The organism is Chryseobacterium wanjuense, assembly GCF_900111495.1.
GTDB lineage: Bacteria > Bacteroidota > Bacteroidia > Flavobacteriales > Weeksellaceae > Chryseobacterium > Chryseobacterium wanjuense.
Genome location: NZ_FOIU01000001.1, coordinates 2,316,711 through 2,343,485 on the forward strand (window position 1 = coordinate 2,316,711; position 26,775 = coordinate 2,343,485).

Genomic DNA, 26,775 nt, shown 5'->3' on the forward strand with positions numbered 1-26,775 from the left:
ATATCTGCTAAATCCGCAAAATCCGCGAGAGAAAAAATAATCAATAGAGCTTTCTTCGCCCATCCTCCACCGCAAAAAACCATGATGTTTTACCAAAAATTTCCAAAATACATTTATTAAACTTACATTTGTAGAAATGGAAGAATTCGTAGTTTTAGTGAGCCCTGAAGATCAAGTTCTCGGCTTGATGGAAAAGCAGCAGGCCCATGTCAATGGCCTATTGCACCGTGCTTTTTCCGTATTTTTATTCAACAGTAAAGGTGAAATGCTTTTACAGAAAAGAGCTTCCGGAAAATATCATTCTCCGTTAAAATGGACGAATGCGGTTTGTTCGCACCCGAAAAATGGAGAAACTTACCTCGAAGGTGCAAAACGCAGGGTAAAAGAAGAACTCGGCATTGAAGCGGAGATCTCAGAAAAATTTAGTTTTATCTATAAAGCAGATGTTGGAAACGGCCTTTGGGAGCACGAATTAGACCATGTTTTTATAGGAGTTTTTGAAGATGATTTTAATTTAAATAAAGATGAAGTGGAAGAAGTACGATATATTTCCATGCAAGATCTTGACAGGGAAATGATCGAACATCCGGAACATTTCACAGAATGGTTTAAAATTATCCTTGAAGAATACAAACACCATTTTTAAAATGATGAAGAAAATAATTTTAGTATTATCTTTTTTAGTAGGATTTTTTTCATTTGCACAATCTATTCCTACGAAAGTTTATGACAGTGAGAACTACTCCATCACTTTTCCGGAAGTCTGGAAACTGACCAACGATAATGACATTATCAACATTTTCCCGGGCACCGAAATCGGAGCCATCACGATCTCAGAATACCACGATCTGAATCTTCCGAAAACAGAAACAAAAAAATTCATTCTGGCTCTTTACAAATCTGCCGACGACGAGAAGAAAATAAAAACCAAAAGCGGTAAAAAAGGATATACAGAATATTTTTACGAATATTTTGATGAAAACGAAAAATTGTTTTGGATCACCAAAGTTTTTCAAAAAGATAAAGATCTGTTCCTGATCTCCATCAATTGTGGACAAAAATACTGGAACGGAAATTATATGAAGCTTTTCAACGAAGCTTTTGACAGTTTTAAAATAAAGAAATAGAAATAAAAATTAAATATGAAGAAAACAGCATTGTACGACAAACACGTTTCTTTGGGAGCTAAAATCGTACCTTTCGCAGGTTTTGAGATGCCTGTACAATATTCTGGAGTTACCGAAGAGCACTTTGCAGTAAGAGAAAAAGCAGGTTTGTTTGATGTTTCCCACATGGGACAGTTTTTCATCGAAGGTCCCGGTTCAAAAGACCTTTTACAACTGGTTACAACAAATAATGTAGATGCTCTGGAAAACGGAAAAGCTCAATATTCTTGTCTTCCCAACGAAAACGGAGGAATCGTAGACGACCTTATTGTTTACAAAATGGAAGATGACAAATATTTCGTGGTTGTCAATGCTTCAAATATCGAAAAAGACTGGAATCATATTTCAAAATACAATTCTTTCGGGGCAAAAATGACCAATGCTTCTGATGATATGTCGTTATTGGCTGTTCAGGGTCCGAAGGCTACTGAAATTCTTCAAAAACTTACAGAAACCAACCTTTCTGAAATTCCTTATTATCACTTTACACTAGGCGCTGTTGCCGGGGTAAATGATGTGATTATCTCCAACACAGGCTACACAGGAAGCGGCGGTTTTGAGATTTATTTTAAAAATGAAAATGCCGTACAACTTTGGGACGCGATCATTGAAGCAGGTGCATCAGAAGGAATTATCCCTTGCGGATTGGCTGCCAGAGATACCTTAAGACTGGAAAAAGGATTCTGCCTTTACGGAAACGATATCGACGATACTACTTCTCCGATCGAAGCGGGATTAGGATGGATCACAAAATTCGATAAAGATTTTGTGTCTAAAGATATTTTCGCGAAACAAAAAGAAGAAGGTGTTACAAGAAAATTAGTTGGTTTCGAACTTACAGATAAGGGAGTTCCAAGACACGACTATCCTGTTGTAGACGCAGAAGGAAACGTGATCGGGAAAGTAACTTCCGGAACTCAGTCTCCAATGAAAAAAATCGGATTGGGCTTGGCGTATGTTGATAAACCTCATTTTAAACTAGGTTCTGAAATTTTCATTCAGGTAAGAAATAAAAATATCCCGGCAAAAGTGGTGAAAGCTCCTTTTGTATAACAGGAAAAGTAGATACAGAAAAACCGTCTCGTGAATTTTACGAGACGGTTTTTTATTTTTGAGTTCAATATTTTTTAATTAATTATTGAAAAAAGCTCTTAAATTTCCAAGATTTTCCTTGTCGTTTCCAATGAAAATTTTATCATCGGTAAGGAAAACAGGACGCTTCAAAAAGGTATAGTGATCCAGCAGCAATTCTTTAAAATCCTTTTCTCCCAAAGACTTTATGTCCAGTTCTCTTAATTTGATCTGAGTAGATTTTTTACTGAACAATGCTTCGTAAGATTTTGTATGCTTGAACATTTCTTCAAGCTCGTCTTTTGTAATCGGTTGTTTTTTTATTTCGCGAAGTTCCCAGTCTTTAAGATTGAACTGAGCTAAAATTTTTCTACAGGTGTCACACGTATTAAGATAAAATACTTTTTTCATTCTCCAAAAGTAAGATTTAATCTAAAGTTTTAAAAATTATTAAATACCTTTATTCAAATTTTTATGAGAATGGAGAACAAACCTATCACTTTTCAGTTTATTTCAGAACCTTCAGACGTCAACTACGGAGGAAATGTACATGGGGGAAGTGTGATGAAGTGGATCGATCAGGCGGGGTATGCCTGCGCAACAACCTGGAGTGGAAATTATTCTGTAACCGTCTATGTTGGCGGAATCCGTTTCTACGAACCCATTAAAATAGGGGAAATTGTAAAGGTAGAAGCACAGGTGATCTATACAGGTTCTTCAAGTATGCATATTTCGATTAATGTTTTTTCGCGAAACTTAAAGCAACCGAATTTCGATAAGAAAACGCATTGTATCATTGTTTTTGTGGCAGTTGATGAAAACGGAAAAAAACTTCCGGTTCCGAAATGGATCCCGGAAACTGAGGAAGAAAAACAACAGGAACAATACGCAAAACGCCTGATGGAACTGAGAACGCAGATTGAGGACGAAATGAAACCTTTTTTATAATGCAGCGAAACGAATTCATAAAATTATCTTCATTAGGACTTTTAGGTTTATATTCCTGTGGTACTTCTCAACTATTAACGAATAAAAAAACATTGGCCATTCAGTTATACACCATTCGTGATGCTATTTCCGAAAACCTTGAAAAAGCTCTGGAAAAGTTGGTGAATTTAGGATTTACCGAACTGGAAATTTATGGCTATAATGGCAGTTTTTTCGGGAAAAACAGAAATGAATTTCAATCGATTTTAAAAAATATTGGTTTAAAAGTGATCAGCTCGCATCACACAACCGGAATTCTTCACAATGACAAAGGAACTTTATTAAACAATTGGGAAAAATCTGTTGAAGATTTACACTTCATTGGCGCGAAATATATGGTTTGCTCTTATCTTTTTCCGGAAGAAAGAACTATAGAAAATTATAAAAAACTTCCTGAATTATTAGAAAAATCAGGAGAAATTACAAAAAATGCTTCAATTCAGTTTGCCTATCACAATCATGATTTTGAGTTTGAAAAATTTGATGAAACACAGAATGTTTATGATTTTATTTTAGAAAATTCTTCATCCGATTTGGTGAAAATGGAACTTGATTTATACTGGATTTCAAAAGCGGGCATTGATCCATTAACTTATTTTGAAAAATATCCGAAAAGATTTCCGTTGTGGCATGTGAAAGACATGAAAGCCGGAACAAAAGATTTTGCAGAAATCGGAAACGGAACAATAGATTTTAAAAGAATTTTTGAAGCTCGAGAAAAAGCCGGACTTAAGCATTGGTTTCTGGAGCAGGATTCCAGTGATAAAGATATTTTTGAAAGTATCGCCATCAGCAAAAAATATATTCTTGAACAGTCTTATTTCCAATAAAACAAAACCAACACAAAGCCAATCATGAAAATTTTAAATCTTATTTGTTTATTCATCATCGTTTCGTTAAGCGCGCAAACTCACAGATTTATTTATGAGCTTCAATTAAAAATGGATTCCACAGAGTCTGATTATCAAAAGTTTAACATGATTCTGGACATCAATTCTAAAGATGTTAAATTCTATGGTCGCAACCTTCTGATTGCCGATTCACTGAATAAAAAATTCGGAAATATGAATAACAAACATGTTGACATGACCGGGCAGATCGTTAAAAGAAAAATCAACACCTTTGATAATGAGAACTTTATCAATATTAAGTTTGGATATTACTCATTCAAAACCCATGATAAAATCGCCTGGAACATCTCTAATGAGACGAAGAAAGTGCAGAATTATACATTACAAAAAGCCACCGCCACATTTGGAGATCGAAATTGGACAGCGTGGTTTAATAAAGAAATTCCCTTTAATGAAGGGCCTTTCAAATTTTCAGGACTTCCGGGATTGGTTTTTGAAATCTATGACACAAAAAGAAATTTTATTTACAACCTTGTAAAAAGTCAGGAACTTGCGAACATCTATCCTACCGAAGATTTTCTGGAGTCGAATTTTGCAAATAAGGCCATTCCAATTAACGAAAAGCAAAAACAAAAACTTTTATTAGAATTTTATAATGATCCTTTCTCATTTGAGAGAACAAATTTCAATAAGAACAACAGTAATTTAAATATAAATATCGGCGGCAAAGAAATCCGTTCCATTGACGAGCTCAACGCGCAGGTCAAAAGTATGCAGGAAATTATTAGAAAATACAATAATCCCGTTGAAATCGACAAAGCTATTCATTATAAGAATTAAAATATTTCAAAATATTCGTTATATTTGCAATGATAAAAGGAAATGGTGTTCTTCCTTACCCAACCGTCCCGTTTCAAACGGAACTGATGACGCCTGATTGTAAGATTATTAATAATAATTAATCAGGTAAATTATGTCTAAACATCAACGAACTTTAAGCGATACATCAATCATTCAGATCAGGATTTTTTTCAGAAAATATCCGGCTTTACCTTATGTTTTAAAATGGCTTTGCATAAGCCTTATTATCGGAGCATTGGTCGGAACCACTTCTGCAGGCTTTCTACAGTCTCTGGAATGGGCTACAAATTTCAGGGAAAATCACCTCTGGCTGATTGCATTTTTGCCCGTTGCCGGCTTTATGGTCGGGCTTTTATATTATTATTTCGGGAAAGATGTCGAGGCAGGAAATAATCTGTTGATTGAAAACATTCATGATCCGAAAGACATTATTCCTTTTAAAATGGCACCTTTTGTTTATTTGGGAACTATTATTACACACTTTTTTGGAGGTTCTGCAGGTCGGGAAGGTACGGCTTTACAGATGGCAGGAGCAATTTCAGATCAATTGACAAAACCTTTTAGACTAGATAAAAGCGAAAGAAAAATTTTAATCATTTCTGCCATTGCAGCTGGATTTGGTTCAGTTTTCGGGACACCTTTGGCCGGAGCGGTTTTCGGTCTGGAAGTTTTTCTGATCGGTAGAATTCGTTATAATGCTATTTTTCCAGCTTTTGCTTCTGCAATTTTGGCGGATTGGGCAACCAATCTCTGGAATGTAAAACATACACATTATCATATTGATTTTATCCCAAAGCTTGAACTTTTACCGATAGTATACAGTGTTTTAGCAGGAATAGTTTTCGGGATTTGTGCAGCAGTTTTCAGTAAATCGATGCACTGGGCGAGCTCTCTTTTTAAATCAAAAATACACTATCCTCCCCTTCGTCCTGTTATTGGCGGGGTTTTGGTCGCTGCCGCTGTTTTTGCAATGGGAACGACAAGATACATTGGCCTTGGAATTCCTGTTATTTTGGAATCTTTTGAAAAACAGCTTCCGTTGTATGATTTTGCTTTAAAAATGATTTTCACTATTGTGACGCTTTCCGCAGGATTCAAAGGCGGTGAAGTGACTCCGTTGTTCTTTATCGGGGCGACATTGGGAAGTGCATTGGCATTATTTATTCCGCTTCCTTTTGGATTGCTGGCGGGAATGGGATTTGTGGCCGTTTTTGCGGGGGCAACTAATACTCCTCTCGCGTGTATGCTCATGGGCATTGAATTATTCGGTGCAGAATGTGGAATTTATGTGGCCATTGCCTGTGTTGTATCTTATTTGTTTTCAGGAAATAACAGCATTTATACCAAACAAAAAATAGGAGAAGCGAAAAACAGGAGATTTGAAAATTTTAATGATAAAAGCTTTTCTGATTTATAAAAATCTATGATCGTCTTAAATAACAAAAACCTTTTGAAAACAAAAGGTTTTTGCGTATTAAATGTGGAAATGTTTATTTCTAGTTGAAATAATTCTTTATTAACAAGTAATTACTTGTGGACATGCGATGTACTGTACGCAATATTTAGGACCTGTAACGGCACCTGTACAGCTGCAACCGCAAAGAGACAGATCCGGAGTACCCAATGATCCTCCTCCACCTATACCTCCTACGATATTTTTAAGATCTTCTTTTCTTAATTTTTTACCGTTTTTTAAAATGTTGTTTTGCATGTGATTTGGTTTTTGATTTGACAATATAGTTTTTAGTTACCTTCCAAAGTTAAACAAATATTAATTATTCAACGCATAATTTAATATTAAATTTTATAAATTATTTGTTTTGTTGAACTTATTATTAGTATAACGGAAATTGATATTTAAATATTTCTTAAACAGTCCTTAATTATTCTGTAAATTCCAGGTCTTTGTTGTGAGTCTCCGAGATCGTTAATGACGAATAAAAAGCCAGTCCGAACACGATGATTCCTACAATCGCAGCACTCATAATCACGGAAAAATCTTTCTTAAAAAAATCAAAAGCCAGGATCATGACAGGAACCAATCCGCGAACCATATTCGGAACGGTGGTCGTAGCCGTATTTCTGATATTGGTGCCGAACTGTTCCGCCGCTAAAGTCACAAACATCGCCCAATAGCCCGTTCCCAAGCCCAGCCAGACGCAGAAAAGATAGTATTTTGTTTCCGTATTTGTATTTCCGAAGAGCATGAAGGCAACACCGATAATTGTGAAAGCCAGCATGTAGAAAATCGCCATTTTACGGGATTTTAAAGCATGGGAAATAAATCCGCTCATGAGATCGCCGACGGAAATTCCTACGTATGCCCACATAATTGCTTTTCCGGGGTTCAGGTCTGTAATTCCTAATTCCGGCGCAAACTGATTGGCCAAAACCGCAAGAATCCCGATGCAGTACCATGTTGGCAATCCGACGGCAATGCATTTTAAATATCTAATCAAGCGGTCTTTATTGGTAAAAAATGACAGGAAATTCCCTTTTGAAACCGATTCATGTTCAATATTTTTATAAATCCCTGACTCTGAAACACTTATTCTCAAAAATAAAAGTAAAATTCCCAGAATTCCGCCGATGATGTAGGAAATATTCCACCCTCCGGCTAATTCTACGGTTAATTGAGCCACCACTGCGCCCATTAATCCGAAACCAGCCACCACAGAAGTTCCGATCGCTCTCAGATTCTTTGGCAGGCTTTCAGAAACCAGTGTAATTCCCGCTCCGAGCTCTCCGGCAAGACCAATCCCCGCAATGAACCTTAATCCGGCGTACTGATACACCAAATGCTCTTTTGGAAAATATGGTAAAAAACCACAGGCGATATTCGCGAGAGAATACACCAAAATAGATCCGAATAATACAGATAATCTTCCTTTTTTGTCCCCAAAAATCCCCCAGAAAACGCCGCCAATCAGCAAACCGATCATCTGACAATTGAGAATGAATGTTCCGTCTACATCCGGATTTAAGCCTAAAGCCTTTAAACTGGGAATCCTAACAATTCCGAATAAAAGTAGATCGTAGATATCTACAAAGTAACCTAAAGCGGCAATGATAACGGGAATAGAGAAAATAAGTCTTGCTTTTGCAGACAAAGAAAGTTCTTGCATTTTGGAGTTTTAAATTTTGCTAAAAATAAAAATTAATTCAACAAAATACCATTTTTATTAAACATATCTTATTGTACACTATCAATTTTAAAGATACTTTCTCTTGAAATACAATTAATAATTAAAATATCAATACATAAACGGATATTTTAGTTTTTTATATCGAGATTTTTAAAGAACAATTGATACAGAGAAATTATTTTTGAAAGCATTCTAAAACTCTTTTATTTGTGAAAAAAAATATTTAACATTGCAACAGAAAATGGATATTTAATGTATCATTTTAAAATATAAAGCATTAGCTTTTCTTGTTAGAGTAAAACTGGTAATTTTCAAAAACGACAAGAATATGCAATGCTCGCGCTTCGGCGTGGGCTATTGTTTCTCTGTCGTTTGGGTATACCAGTACCTCTCTAACAGTAGACATAGTTCCACGCTTTTTTATTTTTCAATATGAACAGCTAGGAATTTATAAAATTTAACCACGAAGTATTTTGTAGTGTACAATGCAAGAGAAAAATGATTAAATAAAAACTTGCAAGTGAACACCAAAGCGCAATCAATGTGTATAAACTTGAGATTCAAAATAAAATTTATAATTTTAAACAAATGAAAAATTTAAAAAAATTATCTAGAAATGAGCTTAAAGATGTAACGGGAGGAAGGTTACCACGAGTTTGGATTGCTGAAACTTCATGTGGTGTGATTGCTACCACTACTCAGGATTGGACGCCACAACAAGCCCAAGAATGGTTTGAAAAAGTTGAAACAATTAATTGTCCACCACCCACTCATAGTGGTCCTAGTACAAATCTAGCGGGAAATTAATCTAAATTAAAGCACTTATAGTGAAACTTATCCCACTATAAGTGCAATTTATAAAGAAACAACACTTATGTATTGCCATAAAAAATTACTTCAACTATTTATTATATTTTATTGCACTTCATCTTATGCTCAATCTGAGAAAAAAGATTCTTTGCGTGGTGAGTTCATTTATCAATTAAAAGCTAAATCTGATATACGAACTGATAGTAGATATGAAGAACTTTTCTCATTACAGATAGGTGATAAACGTGCTTTTTTTGCTAGTACTGTATCATTAAAAGGTGACTCAGTAATGACAAATTCCGGAACAACAACACATAATCCCAATGGAAGCATCACCCTTGGTTACAAAAAAGGCACTGTAATTCCAAAAACAAATTTTGATTTTACCATTATACAAACCAATGAAAATATACAGTATTTCGATTTGGCCTTCATGACATTGCTTACTTACAGAGAGCCTGTAATCAAGAACTGGAAGCTTGTAGATGAAACAAAAGTCATTAATACCATTACCTGCAAAAAAGCAGAAGTTACCTTCAAAGGAAGAAACTGGATTGCATGGTATTCTCCGGAAATTCCTTTTCCGTATGGCCCGATGAAATTTAGCGGATTACCCGGATTAATTATCAAAATAACAGATGATAAAGGAGATTATGATTTTGAGCTTGTAAAATCTGTTTCTAATTCTAAGCTCAAAGGCAGATTAATTAACATTAAAGAAAGTAGATATACCCATGCCATAGAAACAACACAGCCGAAGCTGAAAGAAGCAATAAAAAACGTCAGAGCTAATGCTGCTGCCGTCCTCGCAAGCCAAGGAACTACAATTATAAAAGGACAGGAAATATTGAGACAAAGAGAAAAAAAACGAGAAGAAAATCAGAAATATGCAAATCCGCTAGAACTTAGTAATTAAAGTGCTAATTTTCTCATGTTTTATTTAAAATTTAGTTCTATTTAAATTTAAAAAACAAAAACCTTTCAATTTCTTGAAAGGTTTTTATATAATATCTTTTTCGATTATTATCTCGCAATGTTCACAGCTCTCGTTTCTCTGATTACTGTTACTTTTACCTGTCCCGGATATGTCAATTCGTTCTGAATTTTCTCCGAAATGTCGTAAGATAGCTGGGAAGCAACTTCATCGTTTACTTTTCCGCTTTCTACCATTACTCTTAATTCTCTACCCGCCTGAATTGCATATGCTGAAGATACTCCGTCGAAGCTTAAGGCAGCAGATTCAAGGTCTTTTAATCTTTGGATATAGGATTCCAACACCTGTCTTCTTGCGCCCGGTCTGGCTCCTGAAATAGCATCGGCAACCTGAATGATCGGAGACAATAATGAAGTCATTTCAACCTCGTCATGGTGAGCTCCGATTGCATTGATAACTTCTGCGTTTTCACCATACTTTTCAGCCCACTGCATACCTAGCAAAGCGTGAGGAAGTTCAGACTCCTGCTCAGGAACTTTTCCGATATCGTGAAGCAGACCTGCTCTTTTTGCCAGTTTTACATTTAAGCCTAATTCAGCAGCCATTGTTGCAGCAATATTCGCTACTTCTCTCGAGTGCTGTAATAAGTTTTGTCCGTAAGATGAACGGTATTTCATTCTACCTACGATTTTGATCAATTCCGGGTGTAATCCGTGAATTCCTAAATCGATGATCGTTCTTTTACCAACTTCAATGATCTCCTCTTCGATTTGTTTTCTTGTTTTTTCTACAACTTCTTCGATTCTCGCAGGGTGAATTCTACCGTCTGTTACCAATCTGTGAAGCGATAATCTTGCAATTTCTCTTCTTACAGGATCAAAACATGAAAGAAGAATCGCTTCCGGTGTATCATCAACGATGATTTCTACTCCTGTTACAGCTTCCAAAGCACGGATATTTCTACCTTCTCTACCGATGATTCTACCTTTTACTTCATCAGATTCGATGTTGAAAACAGATACCGAATTTTCGATGGCCTGTTCTGTCCCGATTCTCTGAATAGTCTGAATAACGATCTTTCTTGCTTCGTTTTTCGCATTCATCTGCGCTTCTTCCATAATGCTCTGAACGTGTGCCTGAGCTCTGGTTTTTGCTTCAGCTTTCATGGTTTCTACCAATTCTACTTTAGCTTCTTCTGCGGTGTAATTAGAAATCTTCTCAAGAACTTCAACTTTCTTAGCCATTGCTGTGTCTAGTTCCTGTTGTTTTCTTTCTAAAATTTCAGTTTTTTTGGCATAATCAGCAATCTGCTTATCCAAATCCTTTTCCAGTTTTCCTGTCTTGCTAAGCTCGTCGTTCAGCTTGTGCTCCTTATCCTTTATTCTTTTTTCAATCTCCTGCATTTTCTTTTCACGAGACTGAATATCTGCATCATGTTGAGATTTTAGCTCCAGGAATTTTTCTTTAGCCTGAAGATTTTTCTCTTTCTTTATGGATTCAGCTTGTACGTTAGCTTTTTCTATAAGGTTTTCGGCATTTTTCTTTGCATCATCTATAATAAATTTTGCTTTAGTATTCAGCGAACTTCTAGAGAAAAATATCCCTATCACGGCACCTATTACTAAACAAACAACGCCGATTATAACTTCTATCATAATTTATATTGAGTTTTAATTGTCTTCACATTATAAAATAAAAAAACCCACAATAATCCAGAGATTGAGAGTAAACTCCTAATCAACACGATTTGAACTGATTTCCACTGTCTGTAATCCGGACGGAACCGGCACGCCATTCAATGGACATTTGTTCGGTAATTGTTTAGCGTTGAGTTTACCTTTAATGTGTTAGAATTATTGTAGGCAGTTTGTCGGGAAAAAAATCTATTTCCCTGTTTCATTCAACGATTGATTGATTATTGCTAATCTTTCGTTGGTAGAATGTATTGTTTTTTCGTAGTTCGCAGACACCACTTCGGCATTTGTACCCAATTTCAGAGCACACATGGCCAAAGCATCCTGTTTGTCTCTCACATCGAAGTTTTGTTCAAAATCTTTAATCATATTCTCAATTTGCTTCCCTACCTTACGCAAAGTTTCTTCCTCTGCTGCCGGTACGTTCAGCGGATATACCCTTCCTGCAATGTTGATGGTTATTCTTCTTACCTCCATTATAATCCACTGTTTTGAAGCTGAGCAATACAGAAATCTATTTCCTTTACCAATCTGTTGATGTGATTTTTCATCAATCTGTTGTGCTCAGGATTTCCTGATATTGCTGAATAAAGTTTTATATTTTTTTGTTCTTCTGCTAATACCTGACTTTTTTTTCTTTCCTCATCATATTTCTTCTTCAGTTCTTCATGCTCCGTATGCAATTCTGAGAACTTTTCAGTAAGATTTTTATAGTTTTTTTGTAATAATAAAATCTTTTTCTCTAATTCTGAAAAATTGTTTTCTAAATCTTGAAGCATTTCAGGTTTGTATATTCTAACTAATAGCAAAAATAACAAAATATTAATACTAACAAAAATAAAACTCCCTATATTTTGTAATGGCAACAAAAAAAGGAGATACAAAAGCATCTCCTTTATTATTTTTAAGCTAAATTCTTATTCAAATTTAAGAACAAAAAACACCGCTCTGGTCTGTAAAGTAGACATTGCTGCCGTCCAGTACGGAGGTGTTGTCGCATTATCTGCCACGATCTCGTTGTTCATAATGAAAGTCCCTCTGATGGCAGGTGTTAATTTAAACTTGTTAAAGTAAAACTGAACTCCCATTTCTGCAGACCACGCAAAATTGTGCGTCGTAGATCTGAAAACCTGCTGAAGGTTATCATCAGTAGAATCTGAATTCGACTGTAGATTTACGATATAATTCACACCCGCTGCAACGTAAGGCCTTGAGTTGTACCATCTGTTTCCGTGGAATTCTAATAACACAGGAACATCCACCAAAGTTGTTTTAACCTCTCTTACTCTGTCATTTTCAGTAAGCGGAATCGGAGTGAATGGAGGATTTGTTAAAGTTCCTGCAGCATACTGGTCGTTTGATTGTGTATTGAAAGTCAATTGTCTCTGACCAAATTGTAACCCTGGTTCTAATCTTAAGTCTAAATAATCGTTCAGTCTCCATTTTGCGATCAATCCGGCACCGAAACTGTAGCTTTCTTTAGATGTAACAAGATTCTGATTATTATTCATACCATATCTGGGATTCAAAACGATACGATAGTCTAGTCTGTTGCCATTCAAATAAAAACCCCAACTGAATTTCTGCTCGTCAAAGTCTTCCAACTTATCCATTCTGTTTCGGGTTCTAAATTGCGCGTTTGCCAAAACTGCAATATTTACTGAGGCTAAAACCAGTGCTTTTAATAAAAATTTATTCATAGGTTACTTTGTTGCTTTATAAATTGTGGCTATACCTAAACTTAGTTTTTTATATTCAACTTTTTTAAATCCTGTATCTAAAAGAATTTGTCTCATTTTTTCCCCGAAAGGGAAAGCATTTACAGAATCCGGAAGGTATGTGTATGCCCTATTATCTTTAGAAACCAGTCTGCCGATGGCAGGTAATATATTTTTGAAATAAAACATATAAAATGGTGCTAAAAATCCCTCAACCTTTGAAAACTCCAGTATATAAACACTCTTGTTATCCTTTACTACTCTTCTTAACTCTGCTAAACCTTTGGTAAGATTTTCAAAATTCCTTACTCCAAATGCAACGGAAACAGCATCGAATCTATTGTCCTCGAAAGGTAAATTTTCTGCATCTCCCTTTTGCATGGAAATTTTGCCGTCTAATTTAAGTTTTTTTATTTTAATAACGCCAACATTTAACATTTGTTGCGATAAATCTAAACCAATTACTTTTGCACCGGTTCCTTTTTCTATCGTAATTGCTAAATCTCCCGTTCCTGTAGCCACATCCAGCACTTCCTGCGGATTGTCATTTTTCATCCATTTCACCAAAGTATTTCTCCACAAAACATCAATTTTCATGGACAAAACATGATTCAGAAGATCATATTTTGGTGCAATATTGTCGAACATGTCCTCTACCTGGCTTTTCTTTGTAGCCTCCGAATTGTAGGGCGTAACTTGGTTTATATCTTTTGTCAAAACTTAAAACTTGTAATATTCTTTATAATAATTCAGATAATCCTGCTTTCTGAAGATCTTTGATCTGGATTCTACCTGCTGGATATTCTTGATGATCTTGTCATAATCTTCATCTACATTATAGTAAAAATCGTCTGTAAACAGCTTATTGAAGTGTTTTGCACCTCCATAATATGTTTTCCCGTCGATCACAACCTTATCAAGCGCCAAAAGTAGTGAATCTTTTTTAAGGTTGTATCCATAATATTGATCATTAATATAATAATCCTGATGAGCGATGTTGATCAACCCTCGAATTTTATTTACTTCAAAAGCAGAATCGTATAATAATTTTTTATTTTGGTCGAAAACTTTAATAGAATTTTTACCTTTATTCAAATCTACCGGAACAGTCTGCCCTGCGGCGATAGTCCCTTCCGAGCTGTTATTAATTTTATAGTAATAGGTATTGGGAGTAGGATTATCTACTACGTAATAGTTCTTTTTGGCTAAAAAAAGGAAGTAGACCCCAAAGGCAACGACAAACGCTACAACTGCAATAACTAAGCCTTTTAAGGACGGATTGTTTTTCATAGATTGTAAAGTACAATTTTTGCAAATTTAATAATATTTTTAATTCTCCGTTATTAATATTAATTATTAACTTTGCGTCTTTAAAAAAAAATCATATAAACGAATGCCGAATACGATCATTATTGGTTCTGGATCTTACCTTCCCAACAGAATTATCGGGAGAGACTATTTCTTAGGTTCAGAGTTTTATTCAGAAGATGGGGAAAAGATAGACAAGCCTGTCGAAGAAACGATTGCGAAATTTGTAGAGATCACAGAGATAGAAAACAGGAGATTCATTGATGAGGACCTATCAAACTCAAAAATCGGTTATGAAGCTGCAAAATTAGCCATTGCAGATGCAAAAATAGATCAGGAAGAATTAGATTATATTATTTACGCAAGTAATTTCGGGGAAGTTACCGAACACGGATATGCCGACTTCATGCCGACAATGGCTGCAAGAGTAAAGAATAAATTAGGCATTAAAAACAGAAAATGCGTAACATACGATATGCTTTTCGGATGTCCGGGATGGGTGGAAGCAATGATTCTGGCGGATAATTTAATTAAAGCCAACGTTGCCAAAACAATCCTTGTGATCGGAGGAGAAACATTGAGCAGGGTAACAGATCCGCATGACAGAAACAGAATGATCTTCGCAGACGGAGCCGGTGCTGTAGTGGTAAAAGCTACTGACGAGGAAAACGTAGGGATCATCGCTCACAATACGATTTGTGATAACGGTATTGAGCTGGATTACCTGGCTAACGGACCTTCTATCAATAAAGAATCTGACCAGACTCGTTTATTTGTAAGAATGCAGGGAAGAAAAATTTATGAGTACGCTCTTAAAAATGTTCCTAACGCCATTAAAGAAACTATTGAAGACGCAGGTCTTTCTATTGAAGATATCAATAAAATCCTGATCCACCAAGCGAATGCTAAAATGGATTACGCCATGATTGAAAGACTTCACAAGCTTTATGATGTGAAAGATTACGACCATTCTATCTCTCCGATGACGATTCAGGATTTCGGGAATTCTTCTGTAGCAACGATTCCTACGATGTATGATTTAATAATTAAAGGAAAAATGGACGGTCAAACGTTTAAAGAAAAAGGTAACATTGTGATGACTTCGGTAGGTGCCGGAATGAACATCAATGCTATCGTTTACAGATTTCCTTAATAATATTTAATGTAAATAGATATAAAAAGCACAGGGAAACTATTCTTTGTGCTTTTTTTAAACTTAATTATGCAAAGAAATTTTTTAATAATTGCAGCCATTTTCTTGTTTCTGGAAGTATATATCTATCAGGCAATAAGAACCTTAACGGATAATTTCTGGATAAGACTGGGATATTGGATCGTTACATTGACCGTTTATGGAGTCTTTGCCTACGAGATCACCCATTTTCAAAGGTCAGACAGAAGTACGGTGCGAATGCAAATCATGATTTCCGTGTTTTTGGTTTTTATTTTGCCTAAAGTTTTCATCGTTTTATTTTTATTAATTGATGATATTTTCAGGACAGGAAGTTATCTGGTGGGATTAACAAGACCGTCTGAAAGCTTTTTTCCGGAAAGAAGAAAATTCTTAAGCCTTGTGGGATTAGGACTCGGAGGCGTGCTTTCTGCTTTGTTCATTGATGGAATTACGTTTGGAAAATACCGTCACAAAGTGAGAAAAGTTAAAGTAAAAATAGCCAATCTGCCCAAAAGCTTCAAAGGGTATAAAATCATCCAGATTTCGGACGTTCACAGCGGAAGTTTTGGCGATCCGAGCAAGCTGGAACATGCGATTAATTTGATTAATGAACAAAATCCTGACCTCGTTTTATTCACAGGAGATATGGTGAACAATGTTGCAGAGGAATTCAAACCTTTTATTCCGTTGTTTTCTACAATTAAATCTAAAGACGGAAAGCTTGCCGTGCTTGGAAATCACGATTATGGCGACTATATCAGCTGGCCTTCTCCGGATGCAAAAAAACAAAATCTTGAAACCCTGATCGATTATGAAAAACAGGCCGGTTTTGATATGTTGAGAAATGAAAACAGGGTAATCGAGAAAAACGGAGAAAAATTATACATTCTTGGCGTTGAAAACTGGGGATTAAAGCCTTTTCCACAATACGGAAAACTTGATGAAGCAATAAAAGATGTCCCGGAATCTGCGGCAAAAATATTAATGAGCCACGACCCTACCCATTTCGATTATGTGGTAAAAAAACACCCGGGAAATGTTCAGTTGACACTCTCAGGACACACTCACGGAATGCAGTTTGGTTTGGATTTGAAAAATATAAAGTGGTCACCGGTACAGTATAAATATCCGAAATGGGCAGATTTATACGAAAGTGAAGGAAAAATGCTCTATGTAAACAGAGGTTTTGGAGTATTGGCTTATCCCGGAAGAGTCGGGGTTTTGCCGGAAATTACACTTTTTGAGTTGGCTTAGAGGCGTTGTGGGGTGCGGGATGCGAGTTTGTGAGGAACGGTTATCGTATTTAAATCTCGAAACTCGTATCTCGAAACTGGAAACTGAAAAACTCTAAAAAATATAATCTTTCATACGGGAAGTTGCTAATTCTTTCTCGTTGATAAAAGTAAGGAGGGCATCTAATTTGTCCTCCATTTTTTTGCCCGAAGAAATCTTTCTGTAGAACGGAAGATCAAACGGATATACACTGAAATCCGTGAATTGCCATGAATTAAGATAAATCAAAACAAACTCATCATTTTTCAAGGTTTCGAACACCATATTCTGGTAATATTTCATCGGCAGGATCTGAAACACAAAATCATTGTAAGGAAGCTGACTGTAAGGAGAAATGCTTTCCGGAACTATACTCAATCCCTCTTCTTCGGTGATTTCCGTATCCCTTTTCAGGCGTTTGAACGGGAAAAGAATATTGGCATTGTCGATATTGGAGACATAACTAAACTCCAACAATTTTAAACTTTCCTGGGACAGCTTTATATCTTTTTGGCGAATTCCTTTGATCTGTTTTTCCAAAAGATTCTGAATAGATTTCTTAGCCTCTTCAATTTCCTGAAGGTTTGAATTTTTATTATAAAAAGCAATTTCATGCCCTTTGGATGAAATTGCTTTTATCAAATTCTGAAGTTTTTCTGCAATGGAAATCTCAACAAAAAAACTTGCTTTTATATCATGAATATCTAAAATTCTGAGAATAGCTTTCGTATTGTCAATGGTAATTTTTAATCTCTCATCATCAGAAATTTGACTGCCGTTTTTAGCGTCAGATTCAATATTTATAATGTTAAAAGTTAATAAAACCATTTAAATTAAATTTTAGATAAATTTTGTATTAAATTAATAATCAAGTGTTAAATAGATTTTTATTTAAACACTAACTTTAAGTAAATTAATTTTTAGCTAATTTCACTTTTAAATTTTTGATCATATCTTTTGTCATCTCAGAAATTCCAAAATCATAAGATAATCCCCAGTCTTTTTTTGCAACAGAATCATCAATCGACGCCGGCCAAGAATCTGCAATAGCCTGTCTGAAATCCGGCTTATAATCGATTTCAAATTCCGGAATTTCTTTCTTGATTTCTTCTGCCAATTCTTTTGGAGTAAAAGACATTCCACCCAAATTGTAAGACGAACGAACCGTCAAGTTTTCCTTCGGAGCTTCCATTAATTTTAATGTTGCGTTGATCGCGTCATCCATATACAACATCGGCATTCCTGTATTTTCGGAAATGAAACTTGTATATTTTCCTTCTTCGATTGCTTCGTAGAAAATCTCAACGGCATAGTCGGTTGTTCCTCCCCCTGCCGGAGTTTTCCATGAAATAAGTCCCGGATATCTGATACTTCTTACATCTACCCCATGCTTGTCGAAATAATATTCACACCATTTTTCACCCGCCATTTTTGAAATACCGTATACAGTTGTCGGATTCAAAACTACATCTTGTTCAACATTTTCCTTCGGAATTCCTTTCCCGAAAACCGCAATTGAACTTGGCCAGAAAATCTTTTGGATAAGACCTTCTTTTGCCATTTCACAAAAATGAAGAAGAGGTTCAAGATTCAATTTCCATGCGAAAATCGGCTGCTTTTCAGAAGTTCCTGATAACAGTGAAGCCAGGTGATAAACGGTCGTAATATCGTAATCTTTAATTACCTGTCTCACCAGTTGGGTATTGGTAACATCCATTCTTTCATAATGTCCTGCAGCGGTGATTCCCTTTTGCCATCTGTCAAGCCCTGAAGCAACTACATTATCTGCTCCGTGAATTTCAACAAGTCTGTTTGTAAGCTCGGTGCCGATTTGTCCTAAAGCACCTGTAATAAGTATTTTTTCCGTGTGGGATTCCATTTTTCTTTTTATTAGTTGACAAAAGCAAAAGTAAATATTTTAGAGCCTATCTTAAAACAAAATTGTAAATTCGATTACAAAATTTGCAAATGAAAAAGATTATTATTTTTTTGATTCTATTTTCTCACACATTTTCAGCACAATACACAGATATTAACATCGTAAAAGAAGTGAAGGTAAAGAACAAAGGCGTTGTCGTTTCGGCACATCCTCTTGCCAGTGAAGCAGGCTCAAAAATACTAAAAATGGGAGGTAACGCTTATGATGCGATTGTTGCAACACAATATGCTCTGGCGGTGGTTTATCCTCAAGCCGGAAATATCGGCGGCGGTGGATTTTTAGTAGGTGTAAAAAATAATGGTGAAAAATTCTCCATAGATTACCGTGAAACTGCTCCCCAAAAGGCAACCCACAGTATGTATATTGACAAAAACGGAAAAGCCAATACCGATCTTTCCCAAAACGGAAGGCTGGCTGTAGGAGTTCCGGGAAGTGTTGCGGGATTTTTTGCTACTTTAAAACATTGCAAACTTTCTATGGATCAGTTGATTCAACCTGCGATTGATTTAGCAGAAAAAGGATTTGCCATTACCGAGCAGGAAGCCAACTTATTAAATGCAAGTAAAGAATATTTTCAAAAACATAATACTTCTTCCATTGTTTTCGTAAAATCTGTTCCCTGGAAAGCGGGAGATATTTTAGTTCAGAAAGAATTAGCGGAAACTTTAAAATTAATTCAAAAACAGGGTTTAAAAGGCTTTTATGAAGGAAAAACAGCCGGACTTCTTGTAGCAGAAATGAAAAAAGGAAACGGAATCATCACGCTGGAAGATCTTAAAAATTATAAAGTTGCAGAAAGAAAAGCATTAGAATTTGAATACAAAGGAAATACTGTTGTTTCGATGCCGCTGCCTTCAAGTGGAGGAATTTTACTAGCTCAGATGTTGAAAATGGCAGGCTATGAAAATTTGGAAAAATATCAGCAAAATTCAACAAAAGCGGTTCAGATTATGGTGGAAGCAGAAAGAAGAGCGTATGCCGACAGAGCTGAACACATGGGAGATCCTGATTTTATTGAAGATAAAACTTCTTATTTAATTTCTGATGAATATATTAAAAACAGATGGAAAAATTTCAGTTTTAATAAAGCTACACCAAGTTCTGAGGTTGGAAAAATCATTAAACAACCGAAAGAATCTACAGAAACAACCCATATCTCCGTCATTGATAAAAACGGAAATGCAGCAGCAGTGACCACCACCCTGAACGGACTATACGGAAGCAAAGTCATGGTTTCCGGTGCCGGATTTTTCTTAAATAACGAAATGGATGATTTTTCGATAAAACCGGGTGTACCCAATATGTATGGAGCTGTGGGCGGAGAAGCCAATTCGATTCAGCCTAATAAAAGGATGCTTTCATCCATGACGCCGACCATTGTCTTGAAAAACGGAAAACCTTATATGGTAGTAGGAACTCCGGGTGGAACGACGATTCCAACTTCAGTTTATCAATCCATCGTAGATGTTGTTGATTTTAAATTGAATGCTAATATTTCCGTAAACGCCCCGAAGTTTCATCATCAATGGCTTCCTGAAACCGTAGCTTTTGAAAAGAATTTCCCTGAAACTACCATTCAAGAGTTAGAAAAACTTGGCTACAAAGCGGAAAAATGGAACCAGATCGGAAGAACGGAAATGATTCTGATTGATGATAACGGAAATATTCATGCGGTTGCAGATGGAAGGGGTGATGATTCTGTGGCGGTGGAATGAATATAGACTTTGAAAGGCTTCGTGAACATTCATACAAACCTTCAAGGTTTTAAAAACCTTGAAGGTTTAAATAATCACAAATTAATTATATCGGGAGTTTCGGCGGGGCTTTCAGCCCCGCCGAAACTTTCCCTGACTTTTATCATATTTTCAAGTTAATTTTCTTATTTTTCTCCCTTTAAAAATTAAAAACAACTCTTTTGAAGTCAAAAAAATTCCATCATCAGCTTTATTTTCAGGTTATTATAGCCATTGTTGCGGGTATACTTTTAGGCAAATTTTATCCCGAACTGGGCGAAAAAATGAAACCTTTAGGTGACGGATTCATTAAACTCGTAAAAATGATCATTGCTCCGGTAATTTTCATCACTCTTACCTTAGGAATCGCTCACATGACCGATCTGAAAAGAGTGGGGAGAATTGCTATAAAATCAATGATATATTTCCTGACTTTTTCTACTTTAGCGCTGATCATAGGATTGATAGTCGGAAATATTTTACAGCCCGGACACGGCTTAAACATTGACCCTTCCACCCTTTCGGGCGATGTTTCACAATATCAGCAAAAAGCCCACGAAACGACACTGACAGGTTTTATTATGAACATAATTCCTGAAACACTGTTTAGTCCACTGGTGGGAGAAAATATTCTGCAGGTGCTTTTGGTGGCGATATTGATGGGGGTTGCACTGGTTTTAACCAAAGAAAAAAGCCATAAAGTGACAGATTTTCTTCAGGATCTTTCGACTCCGGTTTTCAAAATTGTGCATATGCTGATGAAACTGGCGCCTATCGGGGCTTTTGGAGCTATGGCTTTCACGATCGGAAAGTACGGGCTGCACTCTGTCTTGAATCTCATCTTTTTAGTCGGCACATTTTATATTACTTCTGCCCTGTTTGTGGTATTGGTTTTAGGAACTGTGGCCTGGTATAATGGTTTTAATATTTTTAAATTAATGTACTATCTGAAAGAAGAACTTTTACTGGTTTTGGGCACAAGTTCTTCGGAATCTGCACTTCCCGGAATTATGGAAAAACTGGAAAAAGCGGGCTGTTCACGAACTATTGTCGGCTTGGTGGTTCCTACCGGATATTCCTTCAATTTAGATGGAACGAATATTTATATGACACTCGCTTCCTTATTTATTGCTCAGGCTTTGAATATTCACCTTCCGATTGAGAAGCAAATTATCCTGCTTTTGGTTGCAATGTTGAGTTCAAAAGGAGCTGCAGGTGTTACCGGAGCTGGGTTTGTTACCTTAGCCGCGACATTGGCCGTTGTTCCCGAAATTCCGATTGCCGGAATGACCTTAATTTTAGGTATCGATAAATTTATGAGTGAATGCCGTGCTCTCACCAATGTGATCGGAAACTCTGTTGCAACGGTAGTGGTAGCAAATTGGGAAGAACAACTGGACAAAGAGCAGCTGCATTTTTGCCTGAATCATCCGAACGAGATTGAAAAGAAACTGGAGGTTTAAAAATAGTTTAAATTAAAATATTCAAGCTTGAAGGCTGAACTTTGATATGAATCGGGGATTTTATTTTGTTGAACTCCCCGTCAAGATGCCAGTTTTTGGTATTGACTTTAAATTCTATTTCTGAAACAGGAAGATAAGTGATGTAATCGTCGTCCTTCAATTTTTTGGTGAACATTCTGAACGCAAAAAGCGGAGAATAGGTCAGCGGAAATTTTTTCACCAAAACCATATCTACCAAACCATCACTTTTACTTGCTTGGGGAGCAATATAGGCGTTGTTTCCGAACTGGCGGGTATTGGCAATATTCAGCATTAAATATTTTCCGTTGTACTGTTTATACTGTTCATCAAAAAATTTAACTTTTATCGGCTTATACTTGAAAAATGTTTTAAGTGATACTTTAATATAATTTTTAAATCCACGGTTGGTTTTTTCAAATTCTTTCACCACTTTCCCATCGAACCCCGTCCCTGAAACATTAATAGAAAGCCTGTCATTGACCGTAAAAGTGTCTATTTTCCTTGATTTTTTTGCTTTAATTTTTTCTAGTAATTCATCCAGATTTTTACTGAACTGGGTCTCGTTAGAAAAACCATTTCCCGACCCTGCCGGAAAAATAGCGAGAACTTTTTCTGTATCAATAAGGTTTCGTGCAACAGTGGAAATCGTACCATCACCGCCAATGGCGACAAAAATATCTACATCATTGAAATGTTTCTGTATAAAATCATCCGTCCCCAAAATCGACTCCGAAATATAATACAAAGGTTCTTTCACCTTAGTTTTCAGTTCATTGAGAAACGGCTGGTAATTTTTCTTTGCCGAAAAAGGATTGATAATAAAGGCTACTTTTTCCATTGTCGCAAAATTAAAAAATGCTGCCTGATTTGGAAGCATTAATATTATTTAATTTTCATTCTTTCTATAAATTCCGGCTGCAAAGTACCTTTGAGATCTTCAAAAGGAATCAAAATGATGAGATCTCCGATATCATAATTGCGGGTAATTTCGTTCATATTGTAATGAAAGTAGAGATTATTATCGTCAAAATAAAAATTATGTGTAAAAGGAATCGATGCATTCGCCAGCAATCTATAACCTTCCTGATCATATTTCTTCATCTGCTGCATCATGGTCGTTTTTTCCAGATTGGTTTTCAGGTATTGCAAAAGCTTGTCTCTCGGAATAGAGGTGATGTCTGAAAGCTGCATCTTTTTATTATTTCTCAGGTCAAAAACTTTCTCGTTATAATGGTAGTTATCTCTTTTCCCTAGAAAAGTGCTTTCATAATACTGAATATACAGATAATCATTTTTATTCATCCTTAAGTTCATTTGAGAAATATTTTCCCACTCCTGTCTACTGATAAGATTGGAATATTTTTTATCACATTTTAAATTATTGTAAAAACTATACTTTTTATTTTCCAAATATTTTTTTAATCCATTTTTAGAATAATCTGTAATTTTTTTACCTGAATAAATACTGTCGCGAAGCCGTTCGTCTTTTAAATTAGGAAACATAAGAAGCTTAGAAGAATACTTCATCATCACTGAATCGAAAATCTTTGCAGAATCTTCTTCTATCACATAATCGATCAAAAACTTTGATGATATATCTGCAGAAGAATCCTTATTTTCAAATCCGGTTTCCTTACAACCGAAACTTATAAAAACTATTGCAAACATCCATATGAAACCCCTCTTTTTCATCTTTTAACTTTTTGTGCTATGTTTTAAAACTCAAAAAATGTTCCAAATAAATAAAAAAAGCTCCCAACCGGAAGCTTTTAACTTATTTTATCATTGAATTTTCATTCTTTCTTTAAACTCCGGATTGAGAGTTCCTTTCAGTTCTTCCCACGAAACCGGAATGGTAATATCTCCCGCTGCAAAAGCGGTAATTTCGTAAGGACTGTAATGGAAATACAGATTTTTCTCATCAAAATAGAAATTTTCCGTTGCCGGAATTACCTCTACCAAAAGCATATCCGAATTGTTAATTTTTCCTTTATCATCCGTCGCTCCGCCGTTAATTTTATTGATATTTTTCATCAATAATGCTTGTAATTTATTTTCCGGCATGGTAGTAATATCTTTCAACACCAGCTTTTTGTTGTTTTTTAAATCAAAAACCCTTTCGGATGAACCATAATTATCATGTGCGCCACCTTCATACGAACCCCATGCATATTCGATATGCAAATAATCGCTGATGTTAGATTTCATATTCATTCCTGTATCCGAATACCATTCCTGAGAATATTTTACATCGGAAAGCCAGTCTTTGGAATCTTTTTTAACATTATTAAAATATTCATTTTTATTTTTATCAACCAAAGCCTGAATTCCGTTTTTCGAAAAATCCTGAATATTTTTGTTTCCAAAATAGATACTATCGAGCAATGTTTTGTCTTTAATAGTCGGGAAAACCAACATTCGGGAGCTGAATTTTAGTTTTAAAGAATCATTCAGCATGATTGAATCGCTTACCTTGACAGAATCTACAGCAAATGTTTCCGGTTTTGAAGCTTCGGTTTTATCGGTATTTGAAGCGGTGTTTTCAGTCTTTTTACAGGCTGAAAATACTAGTAATGAGGAAAATGCTAAAACAGCAATTGTATTTTTCATAAATTTGATTTTCCTTCTTATATGCAAAAACCATTCAAAAATGAATGGTTTCAGAATTATTTTTAAAATTTTGTGTAACTTATTGTTTTTTCACAAGGCTGATGACCTGGTTTTCCTGTTTTGAAGCCACCCCCCAAATCTGTTTGAAGGCAGGATAATATTCCTTCGGATAATCTGGGCTCATTACTTTTGTGGTAGAAATCACCTCTATTTTGTTGCCTTTCTGCTCTGCAACATAGCTGTATTCGATTTCTTTATCATCTGTAACGATCTTTTTGTTTTTAGGCATCTCTTCGATCACATATCCTGCAGGAATTTCAAGAACAATTTTCTTCACTCTTGTGAAAGGTGAAGTAAAGTCAATAAGATATTTTCTTTCTTCCGTCTGGTCAAATTCATTAGAATTTTTATTTAAAAACAGCATCGGGTTGATGATCATTTTCTTGCCGATTTTATCAATCAGATTGTCTGAAGAGAATTTCATTGTACTTTCGAAATCGCCATTGTCAAGCACTTTTGAATCGATATTGGTGAAATCTATAGCAAAATTTTCTTTGTACTGTTTCTTATATTTCTCCGCATTGTCGTCATAATTTTCTTTTGCAAACATCGCATACGTTCCGGTATCTTTATCGGAATAGGTTCCGGAAATACTTCCATCGTCATTGATTTTAGCGTCTACCGTAAGATACGTGAAACTCGTTTTTGCGTTCACCATCGACAATTGCTGAACTTTTTCTTTTGAAATTAAAATTCCAAACTGGTTCCAGTCTCTCGGAGGCAGCTGATCCATCGCAGATTGCTTTGCCGTTGCATCAAACAAGTGGAAACCATCTTTTGTCTGAAAAGCAGCAATCACAAAATTCATATTGGAAATATTGGGTGAAGCAATATTGATCAGCCCGTTGCTCACCGTTGAAATCACAAGCGGATCTGCCTTAATACCGGCTTCACGAAGCATCATTACCAGGAAAAGATTCATTTCAGCAGCGTTTCCGGTTTTTGTTTCAAGCATCTTTTTGATGCCGTCTTCTACATAAATTCCCCTGTCTTTGTTCCATGTAAAAGTATTTTTTACGTAGTTGAAAATTGCATTTGCTTTTTCATTTTCGTCTTTAATTTCGGAAATATTCGCAGGCATATTTTCTTTTGCCAGCTTTGTTTTCTTTAATTCTCCTCCAAAATCTTCATTTTCATACAATCTCTGTTTGATCTGTTCCCATGAAGAAGAGTACAACTTAACTTCCCTGAAATTCGTAGAGTGCAGCTCTGCGCTTATTTTTGTTCTGTAATTTCTATCATTATTAACAAATTTTTCCGTTTTAAAGCCTTTTACATTATCATAACCGAATCTGTAGGTTCTGTAGCTCATTCCGTACATCATTTTCTCTTCTACTTCACGGTATTTTGGATTTAAAGAACCTGTGTAATTCACATTATAAGCGATATTCGACGGGCTGTCCAGTACATATTCCGTGTACAGTGACGGAGTGTCTGTTTCGATTAAAATCTCGGGAACAATAAATAAAAACGGCGAAGTCACTTCGTACTGATACTCGATAATAGAACCGTTTTTCACATTCGGAAAGGCAAATTTTGTAATGGAAACGTATTTGCTTTCCTTACTTTTATATTTGGAACTTTTATCCACTTTTGTCGCAACTGTTGCCCCATTTTCCAGATTATAGGTGAAAGCCTTCATTTTAGAAAGGGTTTCCTGGTCGCTTCCACCGTTTTGGTAAAGAGGAATTTCAAGATTCAACCAATCTTCCGCTTTATCTTTATCATAAATTTTAACTCTGTAAAAAGCTTTTTTAATGAGATTTCCTGTATTGTAATCAACACTGAAATGTAATGATTTATATAAAATTTCTGCAGGTGCATTTTCATCTAAAGCCGATTTTTGCTTTGATAAATCTGCGTCATTGAATTTTGGAGGCTCAAGAAATTCATGCTTTTGAGCACTAATGAAAATAAAATTCACCGAGCAGATGGCTATTAATAAGACTTTTTTCAT

General features: G+C 35.7%; 28 protein-coding genes and 1 riboswitch. Of the genes, 13 read left to right on the forward strand and 15 right to left on the reverse strand.

Annotation, left to right across the window (positions count from 1 at the left end):
• The first annotated feature begins 136 nt into the window (after positions 1–136).
• The 3 genes from idi to gcvT are packed head-to-tail and all read left to right on the forward strand — an operon-like array spanning position 137 to position 2,219.
• Positions 137–646, forward strand: a complete 510-nt coding sequence (gene idi / locus BMX24_RS10310) for an isopentenyl-diphosphate Delta-isomerase (protein ID WP_089792220.1) — start codon at positions 137–139, stop codon at positions 644–646.
• A gap of 1 nt (position 647) precedes the next feature.
• On the forward strand, positions 648–1,127 hold the full coding sequence (locus BMX24_RS10315; protein WP_089792222.1) for a hypothetical protein: 480 nt from the start codon (positions 648–650) through the stop codon (positions 1,125–1,127).
• Between the two features lie 15 nt (positions 1,128–1,142).
• Positions 1,143–2,219 carry a glycine cleavage system aminomethyltransferase GcvT gene (gene gcvT / locus BMX24_RS10320; protein ID WP_089792224.1) on the forward strand — a complete coding sequence of 359 codons (1,077 nt, stop codon included), beginning with the start codon at positions 1,143–1,145 and terminating at the stop codon, positions 2,217–2,219.
• A gap of 78 nt (positions 2,220–2,297) precedes the next feature.
• On the opposite strand, the gene BMX24_RS10325 is transcribed toward gcvT, so the two are convergent.
• Positions 2,298–2,648, reverse strand: a complete 351-nt coding sequence (locus BMX24_RS10325) for an arsenate reductase family protein (protein WP_089792226.1) — start codon at positions 2,646–2,648, stop codon at positions 2,298–2,300.
• 69 nt (positions 2,649–2,717) lie between these two features.
• Between BMX24_RS10325 and BMX24_RS10330 the strand changes: the two genes are divergently transcribed.
• From BMX24_RS10330 to BMX24_RS10345, 4 genes are all read left to right on the forward strand, one after another.
• Positions 2,718–3,185, forward strand: coding sequence for an acyl-CoA thioesterase (locus BMX24_RS10330; protein ID WP_072953061.1), 468 nt, complete (start codon positions 2,718–2,720; stop codon positions 3,183–3,185).
• On the forward strand, positions 3,185–4,054 hold the full coding sequence (locus BMX24_RS10335; RefSeq protein ID WP_089792228.1) for a sugar phosphate isomerase/epimerase family protein: 870 nt from the start codon (positions 3,185–3,187) through the stop codon (positions 4,052–4,054). Before BMX24_RS10330 ends, BMX24_RS10335 begins: the two co-directional genes overlap by 1 nt.
• Positions 4,055–4,078: 24 nt before the next feature.
• A complete protein-coding gene (locus BMX24_RS10340; protein WP_089792230.1) occupies positions 4,079–4,915 on the forward strand; it encodes a GLPGLI family protein in 837 nt (278 codons plus the stop codon).
• A gap of 29 nt (positions 4,916–4,944) precedes the next feature.
• Positions 4,945–5,018: riboswitch (Fluoride riboswitch) on the forward strand.
• A gap of 30 nt (positions 5,019–5,048) precedes the next feature.
• The gene (locus BMX24_RS10345; RefSeq protein WP_089792232.1) at positions 5,049–6,353 is read left to right on the forward strand and encodes a voltage-gated chloride channel family protein; all 1,305 of its coding nucleotides are present in this window, start codon (positions 5,049–5,051) and stop codon (positions 6,351–6,353) included.
• A 99-nt stretch (positions 6,354–6,452) separates the two neighbouring features.
• Here BMX24_RS10345 and BMX24_RS10350 read toward each other — a convergent pair whose 3' ends face one another.
• Both BMX24_RS10350 and BMX24_RS10355 read right to left on the reverse strand, forming a co-directional pair.
• Positions 6,453–6,647, reverse strand: a complete 195-nt coding sequence (locus BMX24_RS10350) for a hypothetical protein (protein ID WP_089792234.1) — start codon at positions 6,645–6,647, stop codon at positions 6,453–6,455.
• A gap of 172 nt (positions 6,648–6,819) precedes the next feature.
• Positions 6,820–8,061 carry an MFS transporter gene (locus tag BMX24_RS10355; RefSeq protein ID WP_089792236.1) on the reverse strand — a complete coding sequence of 414 codons (1,242 nt, stop codon included), beginning with the start codon at positions 8,059–8,061 and terminating at the stop codon, positions 6,820–6,822.
• Positions 8,062–8,670: 609 nt separating this feature from the next.
• On the opposite strand from BMX24_RS10355, the gene BMX24_RS10360 reads away from it, so the two are divergent.
• Positions 8,671–8,889: a bacteriocin-like protein gene (locus BMX24_RS10360; protein WP_139176819.1), complete on the forward strand. Its 219-nt coding sequence runs from the start codon at positions 8,671–8,673 to the stop codon at positions 8,887–8,889.
• A 67-nt stretch (positions 8,890–8,956) separates the two neighbouring features.
• The gene (locus BMX24_RS10365) at positions 8,957–9,808 is read left to right on the forward strand and encodes a GLPGLI family protein (protein ID WP_089792241.1); all 852 of its coding nucleotides are present in this window, start codon (positions 8,957–8,959) and stop codon (positions 9,806–9,808) included.
• Between the two features lie 107 nt (positions 9,809–9,915).
• Here BMX24_RS10365 and rny read toward each other — a convergent pair whose 3' ends face one another.
• The 6 genes from rny to BMX24_RS10395 form a co-directional block, all read right to left on the reverse strand.
• Positions 9,916–11,481 carry a ribonuclease Y gene (gene rny, locus BMX24_RS10370; RefSeq protein WP_170835686.1) on the reverse strand — a complete coding sequence of 522 codons (1,566 nt, stop codon included), beginning with the start codon at positions 11,479–11,481 and terminating at the stop codon, positions 9,916–9,918.
• Positions 11,482–11,709: 228 nt separating this feature from the next.
• Positions 11,710–11,997, reverse strand: coding sequence for a cell division protein ZapA (locus BMX24_RS10375; protein ID WP_089792245.1), 288 nt, complete (start codon positions 11,995–11,997; stop codon positions 11,710–11,712).
• Positions 11,997–12,299, reverse strand: a complete 303-nt coding sequence (locus tag BMX24_RS10380) for a hypothetical protein (RefSeq protein WP_089792247.1) — start codon at positions 12,297–12,299, stop codon at positions 11,997–11,999. Before BMX24_RS10380 ends, BMX24_RS10375 begins: the two co-directional genes overlap by 1 nt.
• A 138-nt stretch (positions 12,300–12,437) precedes the next feature.
• A complete protein-coding gene (gene porT, locus BMX24_RS10385) occupies positions 12,438–13,220 on the reverse strand; it encodes a type IX secretion/gliding motility protein PorT/SprT (protein WP_089792249.1) in 783 nt (260 codons plus the stop codon).
• A gap of 3 nt (positions 13,221–13,223) precedes the next feature.
• Positions 13,224–13,955 (reverse strand): bifunctional demethylmenaquinone methyltransferase/2-methoxy-6-polyprenyl-1,4-benzoquinol methylase UbiE, encoded by a 732-nt coding sequence (gene ubiE / locus BMX24_RS10390; RefSeq protein WP_089792251.1) that lies wholly within the window; start codon positions 13,953–13,955, stop codon positions 13,224–13,226.
• Positions 13,956–13,958: 3 nt separating this feature from the next.
• The gene (locus BMX24_RS10395) at positions 13,959–14,528 is read right to left on the reverse strand and encodes a hypothetical protein (RefSeq protein WP_089792253.1); all 570 of its coding nucleotides are present in this window, start codon (positions 14,526–14,528) and stop codon (positions 13,959–13,961) included.
• Positions 14,529–14,631: 103 nt separating this feature from the next.
• Between BMX24_RS10395 and BMX24_RS10400 the strand changes: the two genes are divergently transcribed.
• On the forward strand, positions 14,632–15,699 hold the full coding sequence (locus BMX24_RS10400) for a 3-oxoacyl-ACP synthase III family protein (RefSeq protein ID WP_089792255.1): 1,068 nt from the start codon (positions 14,632–14,634) through the stop codon (positions 15,697–15,699).
• A 69-nt stretch (positions 15,700–15,768) separates the two neighbouring features.
• Positions 15,769–16,974: a metallophosphoesterase gene (locus BMX24_RS10405; RefSeq protein WP_089792257.1), complete on the forward strand. Its 1,206-nt coding sequence runs from the start codon at positions 15,769–15,771 to the stop codon at positions 16,972–16,974.
• Positions 16,975–17,067: 93 nt separating this feature from the next.
• Here BMX24_RS10405 and BMX24_RS10410 read toward each other — a convergent pair whose 3' ends face one another.
• Both BMX24_RS10410 and BMX24_RS10415 read right to left on the reverse strand, forming a co-directional pair.
• Entirely contained in the window at positions 17,068–17,820 is a 753-nt protein-coding gene (locus BMX24_RS10410; RefSeq protein WP_089792259.1) for a polysaccharide deacetylase family protein, read from the reverse strand.
• Between the two features lie 85 nt (positions 17,821–17,905).
• Positions 17,906–18,871, reverse strand: coding sequence for an NAD-dependent epimerase/dehydratase family protein (locus BMX24_RS10415; protein ID WP_089792261.1), 966 nt, complete (start codon positions 18,869–18,871; stop codon positions 17,906–17,908).
• 89 nt (positions 18,872–18,960) lie between these two features.
• On the opposite strand from BMX24_RS10415, the gene ggt reads away from it, so the two are divergent.
• Positions 18,961–20,646: a gamma-glutamyltransferase gene (gene ggt / locus BMX24_RS10420; protein WP_089792263.1), complete on the forward strand. Its 1,686-nt coding sequence runs from the start codon at positions 18,961–18,963 to the stop codon at positions 20,644–20,646.
• 200 nt (positions 20,647–20,846) lie between these two features.
• Positions 20,847–22,127: a dicarboxylate/amino acid:cation symporter gene (locus BMX24_RS10425; protein WP_089792265.1), complete on the forward strand. Its 1,281-nt coding sequence runs from the start codon at positions 20,847–20,849 to the stop codon at positions 22,125–22,127.
• Between the two features lie 7 nt (positions 22,128–22,134).
• Here the strand turns inward: BMX24_RS10425 and BMX24_RS10430 are convergent, their stop codons facing one another.
• From BMX24_RS10430 to BMX24_RS10445, 4 genes are all read right to left on the reverse strand, one after another.
• Positions 22,135–23,025: a diacylglycerol/lipid kinase family protein gene (locus BMX24_RS10430; protein ID WP_394332534.1), complete on the reverse strand. Its 891-nt coding sequence runs from the start codon at positions 23,023–23,025 to the stop codon at positions 22,135–22,137.
• Between the two features lie 5 nt (positions 23,026–23,030).
• A complete protein-coding gene (locus BMX24_RS10435) occupies positions 23,031–23,840 on the reverse strand; it encodes a DUF3298 domain-containing protein (RefSeq protein WP_089792267.1) in 810 nt (269 codons plus the stop codon).
• A gap of 90 nt (positions 23,841–23,930) precedes the next feature.
• Positions 23,931–24,758, reverse strand: coding sequence for an RsiV family protein (locus BMX24_RS10440; RefSeq protein ID WP_089792269.1), 828 nt, complete (start codon positions 24,756–24,758; stop codon positions 23,931–23,933).
• A 79-nt stretch (positions 24,759–24,837) separates the two neighbouring features.
• Positions 24,838–26,775: a transglutaminase-like domain-containing protein gene (locus tag BMX24_RS10445; RefSeq protein WP_089792271.1), complete on the reverse strand. Its 1,938-nt coding sequence runs from the start codon at positions 26,773–26,775 to the stop codon at positions 24,838–24,840.

Excerpts from the sequence above, each read along its gene's own strand:
- idi (WP_089792220.1), top strand. The coding sequence starts at position 137 with ATGGAAGAATTCGTAGTTTTAGTGAGCCCTGAAGATCAAGTTCTCGGC.
- BMX24_RS10315 (WP_089792222.1), top strand. The coding sequence starts at position 648 with ATGATGAAGAAAATAATTTTAGTATTATCTTTTTTAGTAGGATTTTTT.
- gcvT (WP_089792224.1), top strand. The coding sequence starts at position 1,143 with ATGAAGAAAACAGCATTGTACGACAAACACGTTTCTTTGGGAGCTAAA.
- BMX24_RS10325 (WP_089792226.1), bottom strand. The coding sequence starts at position 2,648 with ATGAAAAAAGTATTTTATCTTAATACGTGTGACACCTGTAGAAAAATT.
- BMX24_RS10330 (WP_072953061.1), top strand. The coding sequence starts at position 2,718 with ATGGAGAACAAACCTATCACTTTTCAGTTTATTTCAGAACCTTCAGAC.
- BMX24_RS10335 (WP_089792228.1), top strand. The coding sequence starts at position 3,185 with ATGCAGCGAAACGAATTCATAAAATTATCTTCATTAGGACTTTTAGGT.
- BMX24_RS10340 (WP_089792230.1), top strand. The coding sequence starts at position 4,079 with ATGAAAATTTTAAATCTTATTTGTTTATTCATCATCGTTTCGTTAAGC.
- BMX24_RS10345 (WP_089792232.1), top strand. The coding sequence starts at position 5,049 with ATGTCTAAACATCAACGAACTTTAAGCGATACATCAATCATTCAGATC.
- BMX24_RS10350 (WP_089792234.1), bottom strand. The coding sequence starts at position 6,647 with ATGCAAAACAACATTTTAAAAAACGGTAAAAAATTAAGAAAAGAAGAT.
- BMX24_RS10355 (WP_089792236.1), bottom strand. The coding sequence starts at position 8,061 with ATGCAAGAACTTTCTTTGTCTGCAAAAGCAAGACTTATTTTCTCTATT.
- BMX24_RS10360 (WP_139176819.1), top strand. The coding sequence starts at position 8,671 with ATGAAAAATTTAAAAAAATTATCTAGAAATGAGCTTAAAGATGTAACG.
- BMX24_RS10365 (WP_089792241.1), top strand. The coding sequence starts at position 8,957 with ATGTATTGCCATAAAAAATTACTTCAACTATTTATTATATTTTATTGC.
- rny (WP_170835686.1), bottom strand. The coding sequence starts at position 11,481 with ATGATAGAAGTTATAATCGGCGTTGTTTGTTTAGTAATAGGTGCCGTG.
- BMX24_RS10375 (WP_089792245.1), bottom strand. The coding sequence starts at position 11,997 with ATGGAGGTAAGAAGAATAACCATCAACATTGCAGGAAGGGTATATCCG.
- BMX24_RS10380 (WP_089792247.1), bottom strand. The coding sequence starts at position 12,299 with ATGCTTCAAGATTTAGAAAACAATTTTTCAGAATTAGAGAAAAAGATT.
- porT (WP_089792249.1), bottom strand. The coding sequence starts at position 13,220 with ATGAATAAATTTTTATTAAAAGCACTGGTTTTAGCCTCAGTAAATATT.
- BMX24_RS10395 (WP_089792253.1), bottom strand. The coding sequence starts at position 14,528 with ATGAAAAACAATCCGTCCTTAAAAGGCTTAGTTATTGCAGTTGTAGCG.
- BMX24_RS10400 (WP_089792255.1), top strand. The coding sequence starts at position 14,632 with ATGCCGAATACGATCATTATTGGTTCTGGATCTTACCTTCCCAACAGA.
- BMX24_RS10405 (WP_089792257.1), top strand. The coding sequence starts at position 15,769 with ATGCAAAGAAATTTTTTAATAATTGCAGCCATTTTCTTGTTTCTGGAA.
- BMX24_RS10410 (WP_089792259.1), bottom strand. The coding sequence starts at position 17,820 with ATGGTTTTATTAACTTTTAACATTATAAATATTGAATCTGACGCTAAA.
- BMX24_RS10415 (WP_089792261.1), bottom strand. The coding sequence starts at position 18,871 with ATGGAATCCCACACGGAAAAAATACTTATTACAGGTGCTTTAGGACAA.
- ggt (WP_089792263.1), top strand. The coding sequence starts at position 18,961 with ATGAAAAAGATTATTATTTTTTTGATTCTATTTTCTCACACATTTTCA.
- BMX24_RS10430 (WP_394332534.1), bottom strand. The coding sequence starts at position 23,025 with ATGCTTCCAAATCAGGCAGCATTTTTTAATTTTGCGACAATGGAAAAA.
- BMX24_RS10435 (WP_089792267.1), bottom strand. The coding sequence starts at position 23,840 with ATGAAAAAGAGGGGTTTCATATGGATGTTTGCAATAGTTTTTATAAGT.
- BMX24_RS10440 (WP_089792269.1), bottom strand. The coding sequence starts at position 24,758 with ATGAAAAATACAATTGCTGTTTTAGCATTTTCCTCATTACTAGTATTT.
- BMX24_RS10445 (WP_089792271.1), bottom strand. The coding sequence starts at position 26,775 with ATGAAAAAAGTCTTATTAATAGCCATCTGCTCGGTGAATTTTATTTTC.